We start from the raw sequence: 21208 nt of genomic DNA, 5'->3' as shown, positions 1-21208 counted from the left end.
CCCGATCAGTCGTTCCAGCGCAACAGGCGCCGGATGGATTCGGTAGGAAACCCGCGCTGCGCGAGAAAGCGCGCACGCCGGGCGACATCGGCGCGGTCCTCGGGCGGCTCGGCGCCGAAGCGCCGGTCGCAGACCGCGGCCAGACGCGCCTCCCAGGTCTCGCTCGAGCCCTGAAGGCAGCGGTCGATCAATGCGTCGTCGACGCCCTTGTTGCGCAGCTCGCTGCGGATGCGCAGCGGGCCGAAGCCCTTGTCGATGCGCTCTTCGACATAGCGCTCGGCGAGACGCGATTCGTCGAGCGCGCCCTCGCGTTCGAGCCTGACGAGCGCCTCGCCGATCGCGGAGGCGTCGAATCCGCGCGACGCGAGCTTGCGCTCCAGTTCGAGCCGCGAATGCTCGCGTCCGGCCAGCAGACGCAGCGCCTGACGCTGGGCGGCAACGACCGGGTCCGAATCGGAGGATTGTCTGGGCTGGGCGCTCAGAATCACTCCTCCGGGAGCGTCTCGGGGGCCGCCTCGGGGGTCTCGGCAGCCGCCTTGGGCAACAGCTTGTCGCGGATCTTGGCCTCGATCTCCCGGGCGATCTCTGGATGCTCGACCAGGAAGTTGCGGGCATTGTCCTTGCCCTGCCCCACGCGGCTGCCCTCGTAGCTGTACCAGGCACCCGATTTCTCGATGAAGCCCTCGTTCACGCCCAGATCGATGATCTCGCCCTCGCGAGAGATCCCCTGTCCGTAGAGGATGTCGAATTCGGTCTGTTTGAAGGGCGGGGCCACCTTGTTCTTGACCACCTTGACCTTGGTCTCGTTGCCGATGACCTCGTCTCCCTTCTTGATGCTCCCGGTGCGACGGATGTCCAGACGCACCGAGGCATAGAACTTGAGCGCGTTACCACCCGTGGTGGTCTCGGGCGAGCCGAACATGACGCCGATCTTCATGCGGATCTGGTTGATGAAGATGACGCAGCAGTTCGAGCGCTTGATGTTGCCCGTGAGCTTGCGCAGCGCCTGCGACATGAGCCGTGCCTGCAGGCCCACGTGCGAGTCGCCCATCTCGCCTTCGATCTCGGCCTTGGGCGTCAGGGCCGCGACCGAGTCGATCACGACGATATCGACCGCATTGGAGCGCACCAGCATGTCGGTGATCTCCAGGGCCTGCTCACCGGTGTCCGGCTGCGACACCAGCAGATCGTTCATGTTGACGCCGAGCTTTTCGGCATAGACCGGATCGAGCGCGTGCTCGGCATCGACGAAGGCCGCCGTGCCGCCGAGACGCTGGCACTCGGCAACGACGTGCAGCGTCAGGGTCGTCTTGCCCGAGGACTCCGGACCGTAGATCTCGATCACGCGCCCCTTGGGAACGCCGCCGATCCCCAGCGCCAGGTCGAGCCCGAGCGAACCGGTGGAGATGGCCTCGATATTGCGCACGGCACCGGCATCGCCCATGCGCATGACCGAACCCTTGCCGAACTGCTTTTCGATCTGGCTCAGCGCCGCCGCCAATGCCTTCTTGCGGTTCTCGTCCATTGGATCTCCGTTAACCCCGGTTCGCCTCTGATCAGTTCGCTTCTGGCCGTTTTTGGTCTGACTCTTGGATCGCACGCTGATAACCGCGGCGCTCGCGCTCGACGCCCCGTAAAAACATCGAATTATGACATAGCCAGCGCGCGTGAGTCATATCCCACAGCGGGCCACCATCGAAATCGACCGGGATGGGCGCTCGATGATGAGCGAGCATCTCTATTGAGATGCATGACGCCTTGTTTCCAAATCAAGGCTCGCGCTCGCACATGGATGGCCGATCAGCCATCCTCGGCCAGCAGATCCTGCAACCGCTCCAGCGCGACCCGGACCGTCTCGCGGCGGACCGAGTCACGGTCCCCGTCGAATCCGTAGACCCTGGACAGCACCGCTCGGCCGGACAGGCCCCAGGCGATCCAGACGGTCCCCACCGGCTTGTCCGGCGTGCCGCCCCCCGGTCCGGCGATTCCGCTCACGGCCAAGGCCACCTGGGCCCGGCTGCGCGCCAGGGCGCCGGCCACCATCTCCTCGACCACGGCCCGGCTCACCGCGCCGTGCCGGACGAGCGTATCGGCCGCGACGCCCAGCATCTCCTCCTTGGCCGCATTGCTGTAGGTCACGAAGCCGCGGTCGAACCAGGCACTGCTGCCGGCGACGTCCGTGACGCACTTGGCGATCCAGCCACCGGTGCACGACTCCGCACAGGCGAGCATGAGCCCGCGCGCGATCATCCGCTCGCCGATTCGAGCGGCCAGCCTGTCGAAAGACATCATGCGACGACCCCCGGACATCCGCTCTGCTCTATCATCGGGCGCGAGTGTCGCCGAGATCGGGTGTCCAGACAATCCCGCACGTGGAAATCGTCACCGACCGACCGCACCTCGGCGACCATACCTGATTCGACATGACTCAATTCCAAGGAGCCCCGACAGACAATGACCGATCTGGAGATTCGCTGCGAGCACAAGCCCTCACCCGCCAAGCTCGAGGTCCTGGGAGTGGACGACTGGCCGATCTGGAAGAAGGAGCCCTCCACCTTTCCATGGGAATACAGCCAGACCGAGACCTGCTACGTGGTCCGTGGACGCTTCACGGTCACACCGGAGGGCGGCGAACCCGAGAGCTTCTCCCGCGGCGACCTCATCAGCTTCCCGGCGGGCCTGTCCTGCACCTGGGAGATCCACGAAGCGGTCGAAAAGCACTATCGCTTCGATTGACGGAATCGCGGCCGCGAGGCCGCGGCATCCAGAGCACGCACCATAACGATCGACACGAGAGAGAGGACGGATATGCGCACCCTACCCTGGCTGACCCTGTTCCTGATGCTGCTGCAGTCGCCCGCCCAGGCCGGCGACATGACCATCGCCGACACCGTGGTCAAGCTGCCCCTGGCCGAGGACGTGACCATGGACGACGCCGTCGACTCCATGCTGCTCCGGGCCAACGGACTCAACTTCAAGATGGTCGCCCGGCTGCCGCTCTCCAAGGAGCTGGAGGCCATGGGCATCGAGAGCAAACACATCGAGATCTTCCAGTTCTGCGACGCCCGCATCGCCGCCCAGATGATCCAGGCGAACCTGGACTTCTCGGCCTATCTGCCCTGCCGCATCACCCTGATCCAGGACCAGGACGGCAAGCCCTGGCTGGTAACGCTCGACCTGGACAAGGTGATCGCCATGGCCGATCTGCCACCGGACCTCGAGGAACTGGCCACCAAGGTGCGCGACACCATGATGAGCATCATGCAGGCGGGCGCCAACGGAGACCTCTGAGCCATGCGCTATCTCAGCCTGTCACGGGCCGCGCGGCTGGCCGGCATCACCCGGGCCGAGCTCCAGCGACGCATCCGCGGCGGCGACATCCCGACCTTCGAGGGAGCGGTCGCGGTCGAGGATCTGCTGAGGACCTTCCCCTCGATCCGTCTCAGCGACGATTCCGCGCTGGAGCGGGTCGAGCGCATCAAGCGCGAGGCCCTGCCCAAACAGGACGGCAGGGACACGCGGCTTCCCGATCCCCAGGTCCTGGTCTCGCGCCTGCACGGACTGAGCGAGGGACTCGCGGAGCGCATGGCCGAACTGGAATCCGCGAACGTCCTGCTCGACGAGATCGGCGAGCGCTTGAAGGGACTCGCCGACCTTCCGGCCGATCAGGTCTCCAGCGCGCTCGGCTCCATGAGCCATTGGCTCGCGGAACGCCGCACCCAACTCGCCGCCCCTCCCTCGGCCGCCGACCAGGCCCGACTCTTCGCCAAAGACTCCTTTCTGCGCATCATGGCCGCCAACGTCAAGCTCATCCCCAGCGGACACGACTTCTTCGTCGAGGGCAACGAATCCATCCTCGACGCCTCCGTGCGTGCCGGTCTCAACCTGAACTACGGCTGCGCCAGCGGAAACTGCGGCGACTGCAAGGCCCGGCTGGTCAGCGGCGAGACCTGGAAGATCCGCGATCACGACTATGTGCTGAGCGAGCGCGAGAAGTCGATGGGCTACATCCTCGCCTGCTCGCATACGGCCGTCACCGATCTGGTGATCGAGGCCGCCGAGGCCAGCAAGACGACGGACCTGCCGAATCAGCGGATTCGCGCCAGCGTGCGCAAGATCGACCGGCACTCGCCGGATCTGATCTCGCTGCAGCTGCAGACGCCCCGCACCCAGACGCTGCGTTTCATGGCCGGCCAGCGGGTACGATTGATCCTGGCCGGCGGGGAGAGCCGCGAGCTGTCGATCGCCAGCTGTCCCTGCAACGGACGCAACCTCTGGTTCCTGGTCCGGCGCGGAACGGACGCCTTTTCACAGACCCTCTTCGACGGGCTGCGCCAGGGTCAGGCCCTGGAGATCGAGGGCCCACAGGGCACCTTCGTCCTCACCGAGGACACCTCGGATCCGGCCGTCTTCATCGCCTTCGACGAGGGGATCGCGCCGATCAAGAGCCTGATCGAGCACGCCATCTCGATCGACACGATCGAGTCGTTCGCACTCCACTGGGATACCGCGAGACCCGAGGGACACCACGAATCGGGCTGGTGCCGCGCGCTTCAGGACGCGCTGGACAATTTCAGCTTCGTCCCGAGCGCGAGCGGAGATCCGGGCGAGACCGCCCAGCAGGCGGTGCGCACGCTACCCGAGCCGGCCCGCCACCGATTCTATGTCGCGGGCCCGAAGGATGAGGTGGATCGAGCCGTCTCGCGACTGATCCAGATGGGAATTTCGGAGGACCGGATCGCCTCCGAGCGCATGGACGGGTGAGCCTGCTCAGGCGGCGGCTTGCGGCCTGGTCTGTTCCGGAGGCAGAAAGACGGTCCCCTTGCCGTACCGGTTGACGGCCAGATCGCGCGCCCATGTCGGCGCGTCGGCATAGAGCCGAATATAGGTATAGCCCAGATCGCCACGCACCTTGGAGGCGATCCAACGCTCCAGTTCCTGTTGCTTGTTCTCCATCGCTGCATACTCCACACGAGCTCTGCTGCAAACCCCGACTCAATGGTGTCGCACTCGGGGTCGAATTGGGCGTTCGAATCAGACCGCCCGTGACGGCAACCACGCCTTGTTTTTACGAATCTTCCTTGACCTTGTTTAGAGTATGCATGAAAGCGCTGAGATTCAACAGCTGTGGAGCCGATAAAAATCCTCAGGATTCCTGCCGTTGGAGCAACAACATGTAGTTCACCCCGAGCCATCGGGTATAACTGAAGCGCCGCGTCAGGGGGTTGATCCGCACACCCGTTCCGTGCAGCTGCACGAATCCATCGCCCAGATATCGGCGTACCTCGCCCGGCGCGACCAGCTTGCGATAATGATGCGTGCCGCGCGGCAGCCAGCGCAGGACGTACTCGGCGCCGAGGATGGCGATCGCATAGGCGGCCCAGGTGCGGTTGATGCTGGCGACGAACAGCTTGCCGCCGGGCTCGACCAGCCGGCCGCAGTCGGCCAGAAACTCGGGCAGCCGGTCGACGTGCTCGACCACCTCCATGTTGAGCACCACATCGAACCTCGCCCCCTCGGCCGCCAACTGGTCGACGCTCGCCAGGCGATAGTCGATCGCGAGACCGCCGGACTCGGCATGCAGCCTGGCCACCGAGACGTTCTTCTGGGTCACGTCGACCCCTGTCACCCGAGCGCCCAGACGCGCGATCGACTCGCTCAGGATGCCCCCGCCGCAGCCGATGTCCAGCACCCGCAACCCCTCCAGCGGCCGTTCCGAGGCCGGATCGCGCCCCAGATCGGCCGCGAGGCGCTCGCGGATGTAGTTCGCTCGGAAGCCGTTGAGGGCGTGCAGCGGCCAGAACGGCCCCTCGGCATCCCACCAGAGATGGGCGAGCCGCTCGTAGTAGGCCACCTCCTGCGGATCGACGCTGGGCGCGCTCACTTGGGTCGAGGTCATGTCAGTTCCTCCTGGATGAAAGCGATCAGGACTCGGGCGCGGCCGCGGCCAGATAGTCGCGCGACTGCATCTCGATCAGACGGCTGACCAGACGTTCGTGCGCGAACTCCGTCAATCCGCCACGATAGAGCTCGGAGACGGGCGCGGCGGCCGACATGATCAGCTTGACGCGCTGGTCGTAGAACTCGTCGACCAGGTGCAGGAAGCGTCTGGCCGCCGAATCCACCTTGGGTCCGAGCTGCGGAACGCCCGACAGCAGGACCGTATGGTACTCGCAGGCGATCTCGATATAGTCCGCCGCCGAGCGCGTCGTCCCGCAGAGCGCGGCGAAATCGAACCAGGCCACGTCCATCCCCAACCCGCGCACCGGGAAGCGGCGGCCATTGACCTCGAACTCGCCCTCGCCCACCTCGTGACCGCCGGTCAGACGCTGGAAGGCGTCGGCGAGATGACGCTCGCCCTCGTCGGCCGCGAGAAAGTAGACCCCGTCCTCGGCCAGGGCGCGCAGCCGGTAGTCGGTCCCGCCGTCCAGCTCGAACACCCGGGTATGGCGTTCGAGCAGATCGATGGCCGGGAGGAAGAGCTGGCGCTGCAGACCGTTGCGATAGAGCTCCCGGGGGGCCGTGTTCGCCGTGGTCACCAAGGTCACGCCCCGCTCGAACAGGGCTCGCAGCAGACCGTGCAGCAGCATGGCGTCCGTGATGTCGGTCACCAGGAACTCGTCGAGACAGAGCACCCGCACCTCGGATCTCAGCCGGTCGGCGACCACCTCCAGCGGGTCCGGCTGCTTGGGCAGCCGCGACATGAGGTCGTGGATGTCGCGCATGAAGTGATGGAAATGGACCCGGCGTTTGCCGTCGAGCGGCAGATCCTCGACGAACCAGTCCATCAGATAGGTCTTGCCGCGCCCGACCCCGCCCCAGAGATAGAGCCCCCGGACCGGCTCCACCGGACCCGAGAGACGGTTGCGCAGCTGCCCCAGCAGCCCCCGGCGCGGCTCGACCGGGGGCTCGGCGAGCAGCCGGCGGTGCAGCGCCAGAAGGAGATCGGCGGCCTGCTGCTGGACGTCGTCGAGGGGTTTGAAGGGGGTCTTGCAGATGCTGTCGGTCATGGGTTCGAGAATCGGGGTTACGGCCGCCCGCAACGATCCGCGTGGATGGCGGCGCGAGCGGCGATCGGGGGAAAGGGACATGGGGATCGCGCCGGACCGGAGCAAGTCCGGGGCGATTCGGCTCAGAGACGCTCCATAAAGGAGGCGATGCGCTCCACGGCCTCGGCCAGCGGATCCAGATCGCGCGTGTAGGCGAAACGCAGATGCCGGCCGGCCGCGTGATCGCCGAAGTCGTGACCGGGCGTCACCGCCACCCCGACCTCCTCGAGCAGCCGGGTGACGAAGGCCATGGAATCCTCGCGGACCCGCTCCGGCAGCCCGGCATAGAGATAGAAGGCGCCGTCGGGACGGTTGGGAATCCGGAAGCCGAGCTCGCGCAGCGCGGGCAGCAGGAAGTCGCGGCGCGTCTCGAAGGCGAGGCGGCGCGACTCCAGGATGGCGAGCGTCTCGGGCTCGAAGGCCGCCAGGGCCGCGTGCTGGGCCGGCGTGTTGGCGGCGATGAAGAGGTTCTGGGACAGGCGGTCCATGACCTGGATCGACTCGACCGAGCCCGCGACCCAGCCGAGACGCCATCCGGTCATGCCGAAATACTTGGAGAAGCTGTTGATGACGTAGAGGTCGTCCAGCCCCAGCGCCAGCGCGGTCACGTCCGGAACCCGGTAGACCAGCCCCTGATAGATCTCGTCGACGATCAGTGCCGCCCCGCGCTCGCGGCAGAGCGCATGGAGATCGGCCAGTGCCCGGGCGTCCAGCACCGAACCGGTCGGATTGGCCGGCGAGGCGACCACCAGGGCGCGAACGCCCGGCGACCAGGCCCGCTCGGCGCGCTCGGCGGTCAGCTGGAAGTCGCTGTCCGCGCCGACCGGCACGCTCAGCGGCTCGGCCCCGAGCAGGCGCAGCACCTGACGATAGCAGGGATAGGAGGGGTCGCCGATCATCACCCGGTCGCCCGGCTCCAGGAGCGCGGAGAACACCAGCTGCAGCGCCCCCGAGGCGCCCGGCGCGACCAGGATGTGCTCGGGCCCCAGATCGACGCCGTAGCGTCGCCCGTAGTGCCCGGCGATGGCCCGGCGCAGCTCGGCGAGCCCCGCGGCCGGGGTGTAATGGGTCAGACCGGCCGCCAGTGCCCGCTGACCGGCCGCGAGGATGGGCTCCGGGGTGGCGAAATCCGGCTCGCCGACCTCGAGATGGATGATGGACCGGCCGGCGGCCTCCAGTTCGTGCGCCCGGGCGAGCAGACGCATGACATGGAAGGGCTGGACCGCGCGGGCACGGGCGGCGAGCGGAACCGATCCGTCGAGACTGTCGCGGCCCCTGCTCATGAGGCCGGATAGACCTGGCGATGGAGACGGTCGAGCCGCGCCAGATCGACCCAGGACCCTTCGCCCAGATCGCCGACCAGAGCATGCGCCGGATCGTCCGGTCCGCCGAGACGGTCGACCACCAGCGGCGCGGCCCCGAAGTCCTGCCCGCGCGTATAGTCGTTGATCGTCACCAGCAGGGCCTTCAGCCCGGCGGCCAGGGCCGACTCGGCCCCGTTGTCCGAATCCTCGATCGCGATGCAGTCCTCGGCACCCAGACCGAGCTCGGCCAATGCGTAGGTATAGATGTCGGGCGCGGGCTTCTTGTTCGGCACCAGGTCGCCGGCCGCGATCAGCTCGAACCAGGAGGAGAGTCCGGGCTCGCCGGAATGATCGAGCAGTTCGACGACGTTCTCGTGCGTGGTGGTGGTGGCGACCGCCAACCGGACGCCGGCATCGCGCGCCTCGCGCAGCAGACGCAGCACGCCGGACCGCAGCGGAATCCGTCCCTCGCGCAGCATGGCGACATAGTGACGCGTCTTGGCCGCGTGCAGACCGGCGACGAAGGCGTCGCCCCTCTCCGAGGGATCGAGCGGGATGCCGGCACGCTCCATGTAGAAGCGGATCCGCTCCTTACCCCCAGCCACGGCCAGCAACTCGCCGTAGAGCGCCGAGTCCCAGGACCAGTCCAGACCGGCATCGGCGAATGCGGCATTGAAGGCCACCCGATGGCCATCGCGCTCGGTATCGGCGAGCGTGCCATCCACATCGAAGATCAATGCCTTGAATCCAAGCATAAGACGACTCCAACTTGTTCGAACGACCGCAACCCGCGGACCCGGCACGACCGGGGGTCGATTTCGCAGGGCGAAGATTACCCTACCGAAGCGGTCGGCGCATCGCGCGAGGCTGTGTATCAAGTTGCTCAGGAGACGCCGATCTGATACTAAAGCACGTTTTCGCGGCGCGGATCCGAAGACAGGACGATCGAAGATGAGCGATCCCGATCCGGTCCGCGGACATCTCTACGACTGGAGCCTTCGGGAGACAACAATGGCCGAAGCTAGAACACAAGAAACCGGGTCGTTCGGGTTCGAACCCTACAACGCCGGAAGTGATGAGGAGTACATGAATCCCGAGCAGGAGGAGCACTTCCGTGAAATCCTCCTCGCCTGGAAACGGTCTCTGATGGAGGAGGTCGACCGCACCGTCCACCACATGCAGGACGAGGCGACCAATTTCCCCGATCCCAACGACCGCGCCACCCAAGAGTCCGAGTTCAGCCTGGAGCTACGCACCCGCGATCGCGAGCGCAAGCTGATCAAGAAGATCGACGAGGCGCTTGGCCGGCTCGACGAGCACGATTACGGCTATTGCGAGGCATGCGGGGTCGAGATCGGCATCCGCCGCCTCGAGGCGCGGCCCACGGCGACGCTCTGCATCGACTGCAAGACGCTCGACGAGATCCGCGAGAAGCAGCGCGGCTGAGGAGATCGCCCCAGGCCTCCGCATGGCTGAAGGCCCTTTCGACGAACGCATCTACCGAGGGCGCTTCGCGCCCTCGCCCACCGGACCGCTGCACTTCGGCTCGCTGATCGCCGCGGTCGCCAGCTACGCCGACGCACGCACCCACAGGGGCGCCTGGATCCTGCGCATGGAGGATCTGGACCGCCCACGCGAGCGGCCCGGAGCGGCCGAGCGTATCCTGAAGACGCTCCGAGCATTCGGCTTCGCCTGGGACGCACCCATCCTCTATCAGAGCGAGCGTACCCCGGCCTACGAAGCGGCGCTTTCCCGGCTCGCCCAAGCCGGACTCGCCTATCCCTGCGGCTGCACCCGATCCGAGATCGCCGCCATCGCCGAATCCGGCCCCGAAGGCCACATCTACCCGGGCACCTGCCGCACGGGCCTTGTCCAGGGTCGCAGCCAAAGAAGCATGAGGCTGAATACGCAGGGCGCGCGGATCGCCTTCGAGGACCGGATCCAGGGCCCTCAGAGCCAGTCGATCGACGCAAGCGTCGGCGACTTCGTGCTGCATCGCGCCGACGGCATCCATGCCTATCAGCTCGCCGTCGTGATCGACGACGCCTTCCAGGGCATCACCCATGTGGTCCGCGGAGCCGACCTGCTGCTCTCGACGCCTCGCCAGATCCTGCTCCAGCGCCATCTCGGCCTATCCCTACCGGCCTACGCCCACGTCCCCCTGATCCTCGACGAACGGGGACGCAAGCTCAGCAAATCGCACGCGGCGGCCCCGGTGGATCCCGACGACCCGCTGCCGGCGCTGAACCTGGCCTGGCGCCTGCTCGGCCAGACATCGCTGCCCGAGCACGGCAGCCCGCAGGCATTCTGGGACCTGGCGATCCCGCGCTGGCGTATCGAGGACATCCCGGCCAAAGAGGCTCTGACCATCGAACCCACCCTCCAGCCCATCGATTGACAGACTACGAAGAACAGGACAGAGGGGATCGGTCAGCGCATCGTCAACGGATAGACCCAGCCAGCGATACGCCCTCCCTCCGGATTACGGGTCGCTCCAGGCTGCACGTCCACGAGGGTAAAACGGCCTCCCACGGCGAACAGATGGACCCGGCGGGCATAGACGTCCGGATCGCGCCACGGACGGTTGTCGTAGTTCTCCTCGGCGAGCGCGACCCAGCCCTGATCGAGATCCACCTCCACCACGACGGCCACATGCCCGAAACGCCACTCAGCATCCCCAGGATCGGGCGCATAGATCACCAGATCGCCGCGCCTTGGCGCACGCTTGGCGGCGCCATTGAGCGAACGGCCGAGCGGAACCGGCGTGCGACCGGGCAGCTTCAGCCCCTCCTCTAGACCGAAGATGTCCGCGGCGGTCGGAACATCCCCGAAGGTCAACCCGAGATTGCGGATCCACCAACGCCGCGCGTACTCGACGCATTGATAGGTCACGCCCGCGCATTCGAACCCTTGCGTATCGGGCGATGTCTTCCCGACGCGGATTTCTCCCGATTCGGGATCGACGTAGCTGAACTCCAGACGAAGACAGGTCGAGACGCAGTTCGAGCGCGCCTCGACCCCATCCGAAACACCGAGCCGCGATCCAAACGGCGTCACGCAGGCCCCATCGCACGCCCGCCGAGCGGCGCGAAGTCGCGACAGGCGTTCCAGTGGCCCGACATTTGAGGACCGAGCCATGAGGTCCGCACCATCCGTGTGTGGAAGGTGCTGGAGTCGATGAATGAGGCGCCACTGTCATCACAAGATCCGGTAACTGTCAAACACGGAAACCGGATAATCCGCTCGATCTCACAGTGCTCTGCTCACGCCCCAGAGCTGCCACTGGACTTACGTTGCCCGGCGGCAGCTGAAGAAGCGAGACCAGACGTTATCTGTGAGGAAGAAGGACTCCCCGGCGGTCGTCGGAAGGCCAAGACGTTCCTTTAAGTAGCCTATAGCGCTAAAATGCGCCAAAAAGGGGATCCCTAATGGCCGTCAACGTCAAACTGCCCGAAGAGCTCGTCAACCAGGCGAAGCACTATGCCCGGGTTGAACATCGCTCGGTGCCCAAGCAGATCGAATATTGGTCGCAGATCGGCAAGATCGCCGCAGAGAACCCGGACCTGCCATTCTCGGTGATTCGCGAGATCCTGATCGCCGACCAGGAAGAGGCGATTGGCGAGTACCAGTTCGGCTGATGCGCCTGCTCGTTACACCGACCTTCGCTCGCGCGGTCAAGAAGCTCCATCCCAGACAGAAGGTCGAGCTCGACGAAGCGGTGAGGATCATCGCGCAAGATCCCGGGATCGGAGAGGCCAAGGTCGGCGACCTCGCCGGTGTCCAGGTCTACAAGCTCCGTATGGCCAACCAACTGTGCTTAGTCGCCTACCGGGTCATGGACGCCGACACCGTCAAGCTCCTAATGGTCGGCCCACACGAGAATTTCTATCGAGACCTCAAGCGCGCGGAAAGCTGACCAAGCGAGTAGCGTCGTTACGCGCGCGATTCCCAACCATGTGCCCGCTAACCGTTGGACTGCCGCCGCCCCCTCAACCGGGGGTGAGCGTCAGCATGTGACCGAGCCCTTCCGCTTAGCCACCGTGGATGAGTTTCCCCTAATGGGACAAAGCTGTCGCTTGATATCCAGTGATCGGCAGCCGAGTCCGTCGGTCACAAACGACTCAGCAGCTCGGACTTCTTCCGGGCATACTCGTCGTCGGTCAGGATTCCCTTACCATGCAGTTCGGCAAGACGTTCGATGGCGGCGAAGACATCACTCTCGCTCGACGGGGTGGACGGCGGTGCTGGCTCGGGAGCCGGAGTCGGAGTCGGAGTCGGAGTCGGCGCCGAGGATGTCTGGCCGGGCGGCGTGCGGCCGTCGATGGAGACCACCGGCAGGCTGGACAGGTTCACGGTGCCATACTGGCTGGTGAAGAGGATCGAGCCACCGCCGCCCTGCTGCTGCGAGAATCCGCCGATCTGGTGATCCAGGGTGTCGTAGATCCAGACCTGACCGAAGGTCTCGACCGCGAGGCGGCGGGCATTGGCGAAATAGGCGTAACGGACGTTGTTCTGGCTTCCGGTCGCGCTTGGCGCGCCGAGATCCGCCGGCCACCAGTTGGAGACCGGGTCCGGTACGAAGAGGCTGGAGGCGCCCATCGGGGCGCCCGCGTGCTGGCTTTGCTGCCCACCGCCGCTCTGGCTCTGGGATTGGAAGCTGCCGGAACTCAACAGTCCGGGCTGACTGGCGAGGATCGCGGAAAGATCCTGACACAAGGCATCCACGCGCCCTTTCAGCAAATGATTGAACATGTCGCCCAGCATCAGCATGCCGCCCTGCATCCACTGACCCGAGCCGGCGAATTCCGGATGATTGAACTGCGCCATGCTGCCGTTGCCGTTGAGCACCGCGAACAGCATGTGGGTGACGGCATCGGTGCTGAAGCCATGGCGGGCGGCGACCTCGGAAACGATTCGCTGACCTTCGGCCGTAAGCTGCTGCATGGGATGATCCCCTGAGACGAATGGATGTGGGTGGTCGCCTGTTGCGACACCGGAAAGATCTGCGCTCGGCGCGCATCGAGACATCAGACAGTCGAAACGATGCGACGACGCCGTTGGCAAGGAGAACCGGACGACAAGAACCGGAATTCCGAGCGGAATATAGACGCCACCGCAGACAGGAAGGTGATAGCCATCGGCTCGATCGCGGACGCTCAGCCGCCCTCGCCGTAATAGTTGCCGATGAAGTTCTCGAACTTGGTGTACTTGCCGAGGAAGGTCAAGCGCACGGTTCCGATCGGGCCGTTACGTTGCTTGGCGATGATGATCTCGGCGATACCCTTGTCGTTGCTGTCCTCGTGATAGACCTCGTCGCGATAGATGAAGACGATGAGGTCTGCATCCTGTTCGATGGCTCCCGAGTTATGACTGACGATACCGTCCGCCAGCCAGCAGGATGGCCCCGGAACGGTCAGATCGAAGACCTCCTCTTCGCCATCCGGCTCGACGGCAACGACGGTATCCCAGAATAGATCGCTGGTGGCGGCCGCCTCCAACTCGGGATCTTGTAGCTGATTGGCATAATCCGCCAACAAGGCTCTCGAGGGCGCGAAGCGGAAATGCGAGGTGCCGCCATAGGCGGTTCCGCGCATTGCCGCCATCGCTCGCTGCGAGATCCCTTTCCCTTGCATCGCGGATTTGACCCGAGCGAACACCTCTCTCGGCAGCGTATCGACGTTCGTATTGGATTTGACGTCGGCCAGCACCGCCTCCAATGCGGCGGCTTGGGAGACCCGAGGACCGAAGGCACCGACGCGAGCCAGGAAGATCTTCTGGTTTTCAGCCCCTCGCACCCAGACCATATAGGTCGTGCGATAGCCGGCCTGAACGACGGACTGGATACGGGCGACGATTCCCAGACGCATCAGCAGGGCCGCCACGTCTTGCGCAAGACCATAGCTGTTGGTGCTCAGATGCACGCCATGGCTACCCTTCTGCCCCGGCTTTCGCAATGAGATGGTGCCGTCGGTCGCCCAAAGATGACGCAGGAACAGGGCGATCTGATCGTTGCCCAGCCTGAACAGATCGACGGGTACGCGCTTCTCGTGAGAGCGCTGGCCGAAGATCCCCAGTTCGCGCAGCCAAAGGTTCACGCCGGCCGGATGCCAGCGATTGCCGTTGCCGCTGAACACCAGCTGATGCCAGGCCCCTACACCGGCGTGGCGATTGATACGGACGCCGAACCGGGCCGCGCTCTCGGTCACGACGCGACTGTTGTCCTCCGAGGCCGTCGTATAGCGCAGAGGCTGACCGCTCAGATAGCTGCCATCGCCGATCAAATGCGCCAGCAGGATCAGCTCATGTTCCGGCCAGCGCAGCGTCTCGACCGGCTCGGGCAGTTTGCGCGAGATCGCCAGACGCGCACCAGGGACCAGATCGCCGACGGTTCGCCAGCTATCGGCCGCCAGCAGACGATGCTCGGCTGTCGCCCGGATCTGGCGGCCGCTCGCGAGCCGAACCAGAGAGACCGGACGCCGCCCGACGCTCCAGACACGATCGGCCTTGGCCTCGATCAGGCGGCCGGCGGCATCGACCGACACCAGATCCGGACAGGTGCCGACGAGATCCCGGATCGGAACGCGGCGACCGTCGGCCAGGACCACCAGGGTTTCCCCGGGCACGCACTCGCGAAGATCCGACATCACCGGACGCTTGTTCGGACGCTGTTCCAGGCTGCGGTTGAGCTGGGAGAGCGCGATGACCGGGACGTTGAGCTCCTTGGCCAGTCCCTTGAGCGAGCGCGAGATGGCCGAGATCTCGGTCGCCCGGTTCTCGCCCGCGCCCGGGGCCTGCATGAGCTGCAGATAGTCGAGCACGATCAGGCCCAGGTCGTTCTGCTCGCGCTTCAGACGCCGGGCCCGGGCGCGCACCTCGGTCGGGGACATCGCGGGAGTGTCGTCGATGAACATGGGAGCACCGGCGAGGATGTTGACCGCCGAGGTCAGACGCGGCCACTCGTCGTCCTCCAGCTTGCCGGTGCGCACCCGGTGCTGATCGATGCGGCCCAGCGAGGACATCATGCGCATGGCGAGCGAGTCGCCCGGCATCTCCATGCTGAAGACGGCCACCGGACGCTGCGACTGGATGGCGACGTTCTCGGCGATGTTCATCGCGAAAGTGGTCTTGCCCATCGAGGGGCGCCCGGCAACGATGATCAGGTCCGCCGGCTGCAGACCCGAGGTCATCTGGTCGAAGTCGGAGAATCCCGTACCCAATCCCGTGATGGGCTCGTCGCGCTGGTAGAGCAGATCGATCCGCTCCACCGCCTTGGTCAGGAGGTCCTTGATCGGCTGGAACCCGCCCCCGCCGCGCGCCTCCTGCTCGGCGATGGCGAAGACGCGCTGCTCGGCCTCGTCGAGCAGGTCGGCGGCATCGCGGCCCTGGGGGTTGTAGCCGCTGTCGGCGATGGCCGTTCCGGCGGCGATCATCTGTCTCAGCACCGAGGTCTGACGCACGATCCGCGCGTAGGCCTTGATGTTGGCCGCGCTCGGCGTGTCGCCGACCAGCATGCCCAGATAGGGCAGACCGCCCGCGTCGGCCAGGTTCTCGGTGCGCTCCAGGGTCTCGGCCAGGGTCACCACGTCGAACGGCTGGTCGTCCTCGGCGAGCTTGACGATGGCGCCGAAGATGAGCCGATGCTCGCGCCGGTAGAGGTCCTTTTCGGACACCATGTCGGCCACCCGGTCCCAGGCGCTGTTGTCGAGCATGAGACCGCCGAGCAGGGATTGTTCGGCATGGATATTGTGCGGCGGCACCCGGAGGTCGTCGACCCCGGCCTCGGCCGCAAGCTTGGCTATCTCGTCGCCATCTGAATCGTACATGGGACCTCGAAGAGACTGAGCAACCGACCGAGCCATGGATCGCCAGGCCCGGAGAAGGGTGCGATCCTCGCGTATAAACCCATCCAGGAGATGGCATGCGTCATTTCAATGCAGGTGCGCCAGAAGACACACCGACGGAACGCGCTTCTCGCTCAAGACGCGCTCGAGCGTGTGCGAAGGATCCGGCGCAGGGGGGTCATTCTGTCGCGCCGAAGTGAGCGAGACAAGCGCGGGAGAGAGGATGCAGAGGAAGCAGAAATCGACCGACGCGAGGAGCGGACGGAAAGGTCGGCTGTGACGACGGCGCGCCACCCCATCCGGGACATCGCGAAACGAAATCCCGATGGAGCAGGTACCGGACGACCGCAGACCGCCCCGACGGACCGGGGCGGGCGTAGGTCTCAGTCTTCGGGAACCACGTCGACCTTGACCTCGACGTTGACGTCCGGATGCAGATGCAGGATGACGTCGTACTCGCCGACCGCGCGGAAGGCGCCGTGCGGCAGACGCACCTCGGACTTGTCCAGATCGAAGCCGGCCTCGGCCGCCGCCTGGGCGATATCGGGAGTTCCGACCGAACCGAACAGACGACCCTCGTCGCCGGCCTTGCGGGCGACGGTCAGGCGGATGCCCTCGAAGCGCGAGCGGCGCGACTCGGCGGCGGCCAGCAGATCGGCGGCCGCACGCTCCAGCTCGGCGCGACGCGCCTCGAACGCCTCCAGATTCTCTGGCGTCGCGGCCACCGCGAACCCGCCCGGAAGCAGATAGTTGCGGCCGTAGCCGGCACGAACCTTCACCTTGTCGCCGAGCACACCCAGGTTGCTCACGTTCTTCAGCAGAATGACTTCCACGTGTGTATTCCTCTCAAAATTCGTTTGGATGCCGCAATCCGAATGGTGTCAGCCGGACTTGGAGGCGCGACGAGCCACTCGCCCGCGAATGTCCAGTCCCACATCCACCAGGCCGAGACAGGCCACCAGGAGCCCCATCTGCGGCATGAACAGCACCATCAGCACATACAAACCGACCAACCATCCCCGCGGGGCGCCATAGAGCTGACGCACGCCATGCGCCACGGCCAGCCCCTGCAGCAGCAGGAGCGCGCCGAGCACCGGCAGCAGCCCGGCGGCGATGCCGGAGCCGTGCCCGATCAGGACCCAGGCGAGCAGCGCCAGGAAGGCGGCGCCCGCGACCCGGCCGACGCCGAGCGCCCGAAACTCGATACCGAACCCGCCCGGATTGAAGAGCACCGCCTGCCACCAGCGCGCCAGGAAGAGCCCCACGAGCGTCTGCAGCACCAGTCCGGCCGCGAAGGCGCCGGTCATCCAGCGCCCCATCTCGGCGAACAGCGTCTGGCTGGAACCGGCCTCGATCAGGCCGTCTTTCACCAGCGACTGACGAACCGGCTCGAGCAGCGTCTGCCAGTAGGCGGTCGGATCCCCGACCAGGAGATGCATCCCGAGCACCAGCATCAGGCCACCGATACCGGCGAGCTGAACGGTGAAATCGAGCGAGCGCCCGAACCTCAGTACCACCGACAACAGCCAGACGGGCAGCCAGAAGATCAGCAGCATCCCCAGCGCGGGCCAGGGAGAGCCGAGCCCGAGAAAGGCGAACAGCCCGGCGGCCAAGGTCGACGAGAGCATCAGCAGCACGCCGGGGCGCGCGCCCTTGCGCAGCGTCACCAGCCCGACCGTCGCCGAGCTGATCAGGCCCAGCAAGGGCATCAGAATCGACAGCAGGGCCGAGACCGACGCCACCAGCGCGGCCTGCGAATAGCCCCGCATGACGAAATGAGCGAGCCCCTTCAAGGCGAGGATCCTGAACCGGGAATGGTCTCGAGCGCGCCGGGAGGACGCCGCGGCGGATCGCCGCCGTCCCTCGGTAGCCCTCGATCAGTGACCGTCGGTGTAGGGGAGCAGCGCCAGATAGCGGGCGCGCTTGATGGCCTGGGCCAGCTGACGCTGATACTTGGCCGAGGTGCCGGTGATGCGGCTCGGCACGATCTTGCCGGATTCGCTGATGTACGCCTTGAGCAGGTTCAGATCCTTGTAATCGATCTCGGTGATGCCTTCGGCGGTGAAGCGGCAATAGCGCTTACGGCGAAAGAAACGGGACATGGTCTTCTCCGTAGTCTTGGAAATGAGGAGCGAGTTGAGGCCGGATGGACGGACTGGATCGGCGTCCGATCAATCGTCGCTGTTGGAGTCGTCGCTGCGCGAATCGCCGTCCGAAGAATCGGACTCGGAACGCTCGCGTTCCTCGCCGGTCTTCGCGAGCGGGGAAGGCTCGGTGACGGCCGTCTTGCGGCTGACGATCAGGTTGCGCAGCACGGCGTCGTTGAAACGGAAGGCGCTCTCGAGCTCGTCGATGGCCTCTTGACCGCACTCGACGTTCATCAGCACATAGTGGGCCTTGTGGACCTTGTTGATCGGGTAGGCCAGCGGACGACGCCCCCAGTCCTCGAGACGATGGATGACGCCGCCGTGTTTCTCCAGATTGCCCTGGTAGCGCTCGATCATGCCGGGCACTTGCTCGCTCTGGCTCGGATGGACCAGAAAAACCACTTCGTAATGTCGCATTGCTGCTCCCTTCGGATTGGACAGCCTCCCGAGGCATTTCGGTGAGGCAAGGAGTCCCCTTTAACTAGGGGAATCGCGCATTGTATCTGAAAATCCCAGGCAGATAAAACCCCAGGACGCAGCTCCGACGAACTCGACCCGCTTGCTCTAAATTCAACCCTGCATCAAACTGATAACGTATCAGTAAATCAGAATATTGGAGGACTCCAGAATGAGCATCGAAAACGACATCGTTTCGCTTCGCCGGTCCAGCCTGAGCGCCAGTCTCGACGACGATCAGGTCGCGGCATTGGCCGAGATCGCCTACTGCAGACGACTCGAAGATCAAGAGGTCCTGATCGAGGAGGGCAAGCTGGACAACAGCCTGCACATCATCACGGAAGGCGCTATCGCCGTGACGCGCGACATCGGCAAGGGGGAATACACCACCATCCATGTGCTGCGCACCGGCGATCTGGCGGGCGAGATGGGCTTCATCAGCGGACAGCCCCATACCGCGACACTGCGTTCGCTCGGACGCACCCAGGTCTGCAGCTTCGAGCGGGATGCCTTCGAATCGCTCCTGAGCGGCCATCCCTGGCTGGTCTATCGGGTGATGCAGAACATCGTCAAGGTCAGCCAGGACATCCTGAGACGCATGAACGCCCAGCATGTCGAGCTGACGAAATACGTCAGCCGCTCGCACGCCCTCTATTGAAAGCGCCGATCGGCCAGGAGATCGCACGCGACCGCTAACGCCCCTGAATGTCGTTCAGACCCTGCCCGATGTGCTGCGCCGCGCTCTCGACACCCAGTCGCGCGCGCTCCAGCAGATCCCATCCCTGAGCCAGCATCGCCCGCTTGACCGCCTCGGCCAACTGCGGGTTAGAGACGGAGCGGCCGTTCAGAATGACGCGCCGGGGCGAGGTCGAATAGGCAGACATGGGATCGGCAAGGGTCAGGGCCGTGTCCTCGACCGCATCGTAGGGATAGATGCAGACCGCACGCATGGCGCGGGCGGACCCGCCCCCGCCGGGAGCCGAAAATCCCAGATCGACCCTCAGATCCTCGCCGCGACGCATCCGGATATCGGCGGAACTCCACGCGACCGGACCCGAGTCGGATGACAGAAGCGCCTGGACGACATCTTTGCACAGCACCACCCGGACGTCCTCGCCGGAATTGGAACAGCCGCTCATCGCGGTCAGTAACGTCACGGAGACCGCGCCGAGAACGCAGCGCCTGCGCCGATCGAACCGCTTGATCATCGAATACCTCTCCGTATACGGAGCGTTCGCAGCCGCACCGAAGACCGGCGGCTGGACCACATATCGCAATCACGAAAGCCAAATGGCCCGAGTATACTAGGCCCGTTTCGCCGGCCTGCCACAGGCGAACGCAGCTCGAAGCACGGATTTTCGTCACCGGAACCCATAACTCGCGCGTCAGTCCGCGGCGCATAGAGACCGCCCGACGCGCCCATGACCGACGCACGCAATCGGTCGACCATCGGGATCCACAGCAAGACCACCCGCAAGCCAAGATCCATATTCAAACAACGTCAGGAGCTTCGATCATGAATCTACCCAAGAACATCGGCACACTCGATCGCAACATCCGTCTGGCCGCCGCTGGCGTGCTCATCCTGCTCGGACTCGTCACCTCCTCCGTGATCCTGGACATCCTGGGCCTCATCGTGCTCGCCACCGGCGCGCTCGGATTCTGCCCGGCCTACACCCTGCTGAAGATGGACACCACCGAGAAGAAGGAAGGCTGATCGGCCCGCTCTTCCGTCAGGACGGCGCACGGCACCCACGGGGCCGCGCGCCGTCCATGGGGATGAGAGCGTCAGCCTGGTCAGGCATCTCCTTTCAGCAGAGACTCGTAGCGCTCGCGAAAGGCGGCCTGTCGCAACCGCGCCGCCTCCTCCTCGGTCGCGATCAAGGGCGAGTCACGCCAGGAATCGGAGGCCCGATCGAAGACCGAGAAGCGGTAGCCGCGACCCACCTTGAACACCTTGGTGACCGTCTTTCCGGCCTGCTCCATCGCCTCCAGCTTGCTCGGCGCTCCGGGCGTCTCGACGACCGGCTCGGCACTCGCCGCCGGAGTCTCCTCGATCTCGAAGCTGTTGTTCTGCATCTCGCCCTGGACGTCGAGCCGGACCGATTTCAGCCCGGGAAGACGCGCGAGCAGATAGCCCGCCATCATGACCCCGAGCCGCGCATTCTCGGCCTCGAGCGTCGTGAGCAGCTTGTCCGCCACGATCTGGCAGCGCTGCATCCGATCCGGCCGCTCGACCCACTCGCGCCCCATCTGCCAGCCCCCGTCCATATCGCGATCGAGCTTGTCGAAGAAGTCGCCCGCCTGGACCAGCAGGCCATCGGGTACATTGAGCTCGTAGACATCATCGTCGATGATGGCGTTCAGATTCATCATGCGCCTCCTCGTCTTCGTCGATGTGATTCGGTGCA

The 21208-nt window shown here is 65.3% G+C and carries 26 protein-coding genes; 9 read left to right on the top strand and 17 right to left on the bottom strand.

What is annotated here, in order from left to right; all coding sequences use genetic code 11:
- Nucleotides 1-5: 5 nt before the first annotated feature.
- The 3 genes from D779_RS04975 to pncC form a co-directional block, all read right to left on the bottom strand.
- Nucleotides 6-488, bottom strand: coding sequence for a regulatory protein RecX (locus D779_RS04975; protein ID WP_043750337.1), 483 nt, complete (start codon nucleotides 486-488; stop codon nucleotides 6-8).
- Nucleotides 485-1525: a recombinase RecA gene (gene recA, locus D779_RS04970; protein ID WP_043750334.1), complete on the bottom strand. Its 1041-nt coding sequence runs from the start codon at nucleotides 1523-1525 to the stop codon at nucleotides 485-487. The genes D779_RS04975 and recA overlap by 4 nt, the downstream gene beginning before the upstream one ends.
- A gap of 275 nt (nucleotides 1526-1800) precedes the next feature.
- Nucleotides 1801-2289 (bottom strand): nicotinamide-nucleotide amidase, encoded by a 489-nt coding sequence (pncC, locus tag D779_RS04965; RefSeq protein WP_408605995.1) that lies wholly within the window; start codon nucleotides 2287-2289, stop codon nucleotides 1801-1803.
- 165 nt (nucleotides 2290-2454) lie between these two features.
- Here pncC and D779_RS04960 point away from each other — a divergent pair, with 165 nt between their 5' ends.
- The 3 genes from D779_RS04960 to D779_RS04950 all read left to right on the top strand — a co-directional run bounded on the left by D779_RS04960 (nucleotide 2455) and on the right by D779_RS04950 (nucleotide 4764).
- Complete coding sequence (locus tag D779_RS04960; protein ID WP_043750331.1) at nucleotides 2455-2736, top strand: cupin domain-containing protein; 282 nt, start codon at nucleotides 2455-2457, stop codon at nucleotides 2734-2736.
- A 72-nt stretch (nucleotides 2737-2808) separates the two neighbouring features.
- Entirely contained in the window at nucleotides 2809-3291 is a 483-nt protein-coding gene (locus tag D779_RS04955; RefSeq protein ID WP_043750328.1) for a DUF302 domain-containing protein, read from the top strand.
- Between the two features lie 3 nt (nucleotides 3292-3294).
- Nucleotides 3295-4764 carry a 2Fe-2S iron-sulfur cluster-binding protein gene (locus tag D779_RS04950; protein ID WP_043750325.1) on the top strand — a complete coding sequence of 490 codons (1470 nt, stop codon included), beginning with the start codon at nucleotides 3295-3297 and terminating at the stop codon, nucleotides 4762-4764.
- A gap of 6 nt (nucleotides 4765-4770) precedes the next feature.
- On the opposite strand, the gene D779_RS04945 is transcribed toward D779_RS04950, so the two are convergent.
- From D779_RS04945 to D779_RS04925, 5 genes are all read right to left on the bottom strand, one after another.
- Nucleotides 4771-4956 (bottom strand): hypothetical protein, encoded by a 186-nt coding sequence (locus tag D779_RS04945; RefSeq protein ID WP_043750323.1) that lies wholly within the window; start codon nucleotides 4954-4956, stop codon nucleotides 4771-4773.
- A 190-nt stretch (nucleotides 4957-5146) separates the two neighbouring features.
- Nucleotides 5147-5899 carry a bifunctional 2-polyprenyl-6-hydroxyphenol methylase/3-demethylubiquinol 3-O-methyltransferase UbiG gene (gene ubiG, locus D779_RS04940; protein WP_043750320.1) on the bottom strand — a complete coding sequence of 251 codons (753 nt, stop codon included), beginning with the start codon at nucleotides 5897-5899 and terminating at the stop codon, nucleotides 5147-5149.
- A 25-nt stretch (nucleotides 5900-5924) separates the two neighbouring features.
- Entirely contained in the window at nucleotides 5925-7010 is a 1086-nt protein-coding gene (zapE, locus tag D779_RS04935; protein ID WP_043750314.1) for a cell division protein ZapE, read from the bottom strand.
- A gap of 122 nt (nucleotides 7011-7132) precedes the next feature.
- Nucleotides 7133-8332, bottom strand: a complete 1200-nt coding sequence (locus tag D779_RS04930; RefSeq protein WP_043750312.1) for an aminotransferase class I/II-fold pyridoxal phosphate-dependent enzyme — start codon at nucleotides 8330-8332, stop codon at nucleotides 7133-7135.
- Nucleotides 8329-9108, bottom strand: coding sequence for an HAD-IA family hydrolase (locus tag D779_RS04925; protein ID WP_043750309.1), 780 nt, complete (start codon nucleotides 9106-9108; stop codon nucleotides 8329-8331). The genes D779_RS04930 and D779_RS04925 overlap by 4 nt, the downstream gene beginning before the upstream one ends.
- A 256-nt stretch (nucleotides 9109-9364) precedes the next feature.
- Between D779_RS04925 and dksA the strand changes: the two genes are divergently transcribed.
- Both dksA and gluQRS read left to right on the top strand, forming a co-directional pair.
- Entirely contained in the window at nucleotides 9365-9799 is a 435-nt protein-coding gene (gene dksA / locus D779_RS04920; protein WP_043750411.1) for an RNA polymerase-binding protein DksA, read from the top strand.
- A gap of 22 nt (nucleotides 9800-9821) precedes the next feature.
- The gene (gluQRS, locus tag D779_RS04915; RefSeq protein ID WP_043750307.1) at nucleotides 9822-10751 is read left to right on the top strand and encodes a tRNA glutamyl-Q(34) synthetase GluQRS; all 930 of its coding nucleotides are present in this window, start codon (nucleotides 9822-9824) and stop codon (nucleotides 10749-10751) included.
- A gap of 32 nt (nucleotides 10752-10783) precedes the next feature.
- On the opposite strand, the gene D779_RS04910 is transcribed toward gluQRS, so the two are convergent.
- Nucleotides 10784-11410, bottom strand: a complete 627-nt coding sequence (locus D779_RS04910) for a CHAP domain-containing protein (RefSeq protein WP_232424066.1) — start codon at nucleotides 11408-11410, stop codon at nucleotides 10784-10786.
- 371 nt (nucleotides 11411-11781) lie between these two features.
- Between D779_RS04910 and D779_RS04905 the strand changes: the two genes are divergently transcribed.
- Nucleotides 11782-11991, top strand: coding sequence for a TA system antitoxin ParD family protein (locus tag D779_RS04905; RefSeq protein WP_043750304.1), 210 nt, complete (start codon nucleotides 11782-11784; stop codon nucleotides 11989-11991).
- Complete coding sequence (locus D779_RS04900) at nucleotides 11991-12269, top strand: type II toxin-antitoxin system RelE/ParE family toxin (protein WP_043750302.1); 279 nt, start codon at nucleotides 11991-11993, stop codon at nucleotides 12267-12269. Before D779_RS04905 ends, D779_RS04900 begins: the two co-directional genes overlap by 1 nt.
- Before the next feature lie 194 nt (nucleotides 12270-12463).
- Here D779_RS04900 and D779_RS04895 read toward each other — a convergent pair whose 3' ends face one another.
- From D779_RS04895 to rpsF, 6 genes are all read right to left on the bottom strand, one after another.
- Entirely contained in the window at nucleotides 12464-13297 is an 834-nt protein-coding gene (locus tag D779_RS04895; protein ID WP_043750299.1) for an SHOCT domain-containing protein, read from the bottom strand.
- 212 nt (nucleotides 13298-13509) lie between these two features.
- A complete protein-coding gene (locus D779_RS04890; protein WP_052347838.1) occupies nucleotides 13510-16176 on the bottom strand; it encodes a replicative DNA helicase in 2667 nt (888 codons plus the stop codon).
- A 401-nt stretch (nucleotides 16177-16577) separates the two neighbouring features.
- A complete protein-coding gene (rplI, locus tag D779_RS04885; RefSeq protein ID WP_043750297.1) occupies nucleotides 16578-17027 on the bottom strand; it encodes a 50S ribosomal protein L9 in 450 nt (149 codons plus the stop codon).
- Nucleotides 17028-17075: 48 nt separating this feature from the next.
- Nucleotides 17076-17987 (bottom strand): hypothetical protein, encoded by a 912-nt coding sequence (locus D779_RS04880; RefSeq protein WP_043750293.1) that lies wholly within the window; start codon nucleotides 17985-17987, stop codon nucleotides 17076-17078.
- Between the two features lie 84 nt (nucleotides 17988-18071).
- Complete coding sequence (rpsR, locus tag D779_RS04875) at nucleotides 18072-18296, bottom strand: 30S ribosomal protein S18 (protein WP_012971196.1); 225 nt, start codon at nucleotides 18294-18296, stop codon at nucleotides 18072-18074.
- A 69-nt stretch (nucleotides 18297-18365) separates the two neighbouring features.
- Nucleotides 18366-18758 (bottom strand): 30S ribosomal protein S6, encoded by a 393-nt coding sequence (gene rpsF, locus D779_RS04870; RefSeq protein ID WP_043750283.1) that lies wholly within the window; start codon nucleotides 18756-18758, stop codon nucleotides 18366-18368.
- A gap of 211 nt (nucleotides 18759-18969) precedes the next feature.
- On the opposite strand from rpsF, the gene D779_RS04865 reads away from it, so the two are divergent.
- The gene (locus D779_RS04865) at nucleotides 18970-19455 is read left to right on the top strand and encodes a cyclic nucleotide-binding domain-containing protein (protein WP_043750278.1); all 486 of its coding nucleotides are present in this window, start codon (nucleotides 18970-18972) and stop codon (nucleotides 19453-19455) included.
- A gap of 34 nt (nucleotides 19456-19489) precedes the next feature.
- Here the strand turns inward: D779_RS04865 and D779_RS04860 are convergent, their stop codons facing one another.
- The gene (locus D779_RS04860; protein WP_052347837.1) at nucleotides 19490-20005 is read right to left on the bottom strand and encodes a hypothetical protein; all 516 of its coding nucleotides are present in this window, start codon (nucleotides 20003-20005) and stop codon (nucleotides 19490-19492) included.
- Between the two features lie 308 nt (nucleotides 20006-20313).
- Here D779_RS04860 and D779_RS04855 point away from each other — a divergent pair, with 308 nt between their 5' ends.
- A complete protein-coding gene (locus D779_RS04855) occupies nucleotides 20314-20514 on the top strand; it encodes a YgaP family membrane protein (protein ID WP_043750276.1) in 201 nt (66 codons plus the stop codon).
- Between the two features lie 80 nt (nucleotides 20515-20594).
- Here the strand turns inward: D779_RS04855 and D779_RS04850 are convergent, their stop codons facing one another.
- The gene (locus D779_RS04850) at nucleotides 20595-21170 is read right to left on the bottom strand and encodes a hypothetical protein (protein WP_043750399.1); all 576 of its coding nucleotides are present in this window, start codon (nucleotides 21168-21170) and stop codon (nucleotides 20595-20597) included.
- Between the last annotated feature and the right edge of the window lie 38 nt (nucleotides 21171-21208).

The organism is Imhoffiella purpurea (assembly GCF_000585215.1).
Lineage (GTDB): Bacteria > Pseudomonadota > Gammaproteobacteria > Chromatiales > Chromatiaceae > Imhoffiella > Imhoffiella purpurea.
The sequence above is the reverse complement of the archived record's forward strand: the minus strand, read 5'-3'. Positions and strand labels throughout refer to the sequence as shown.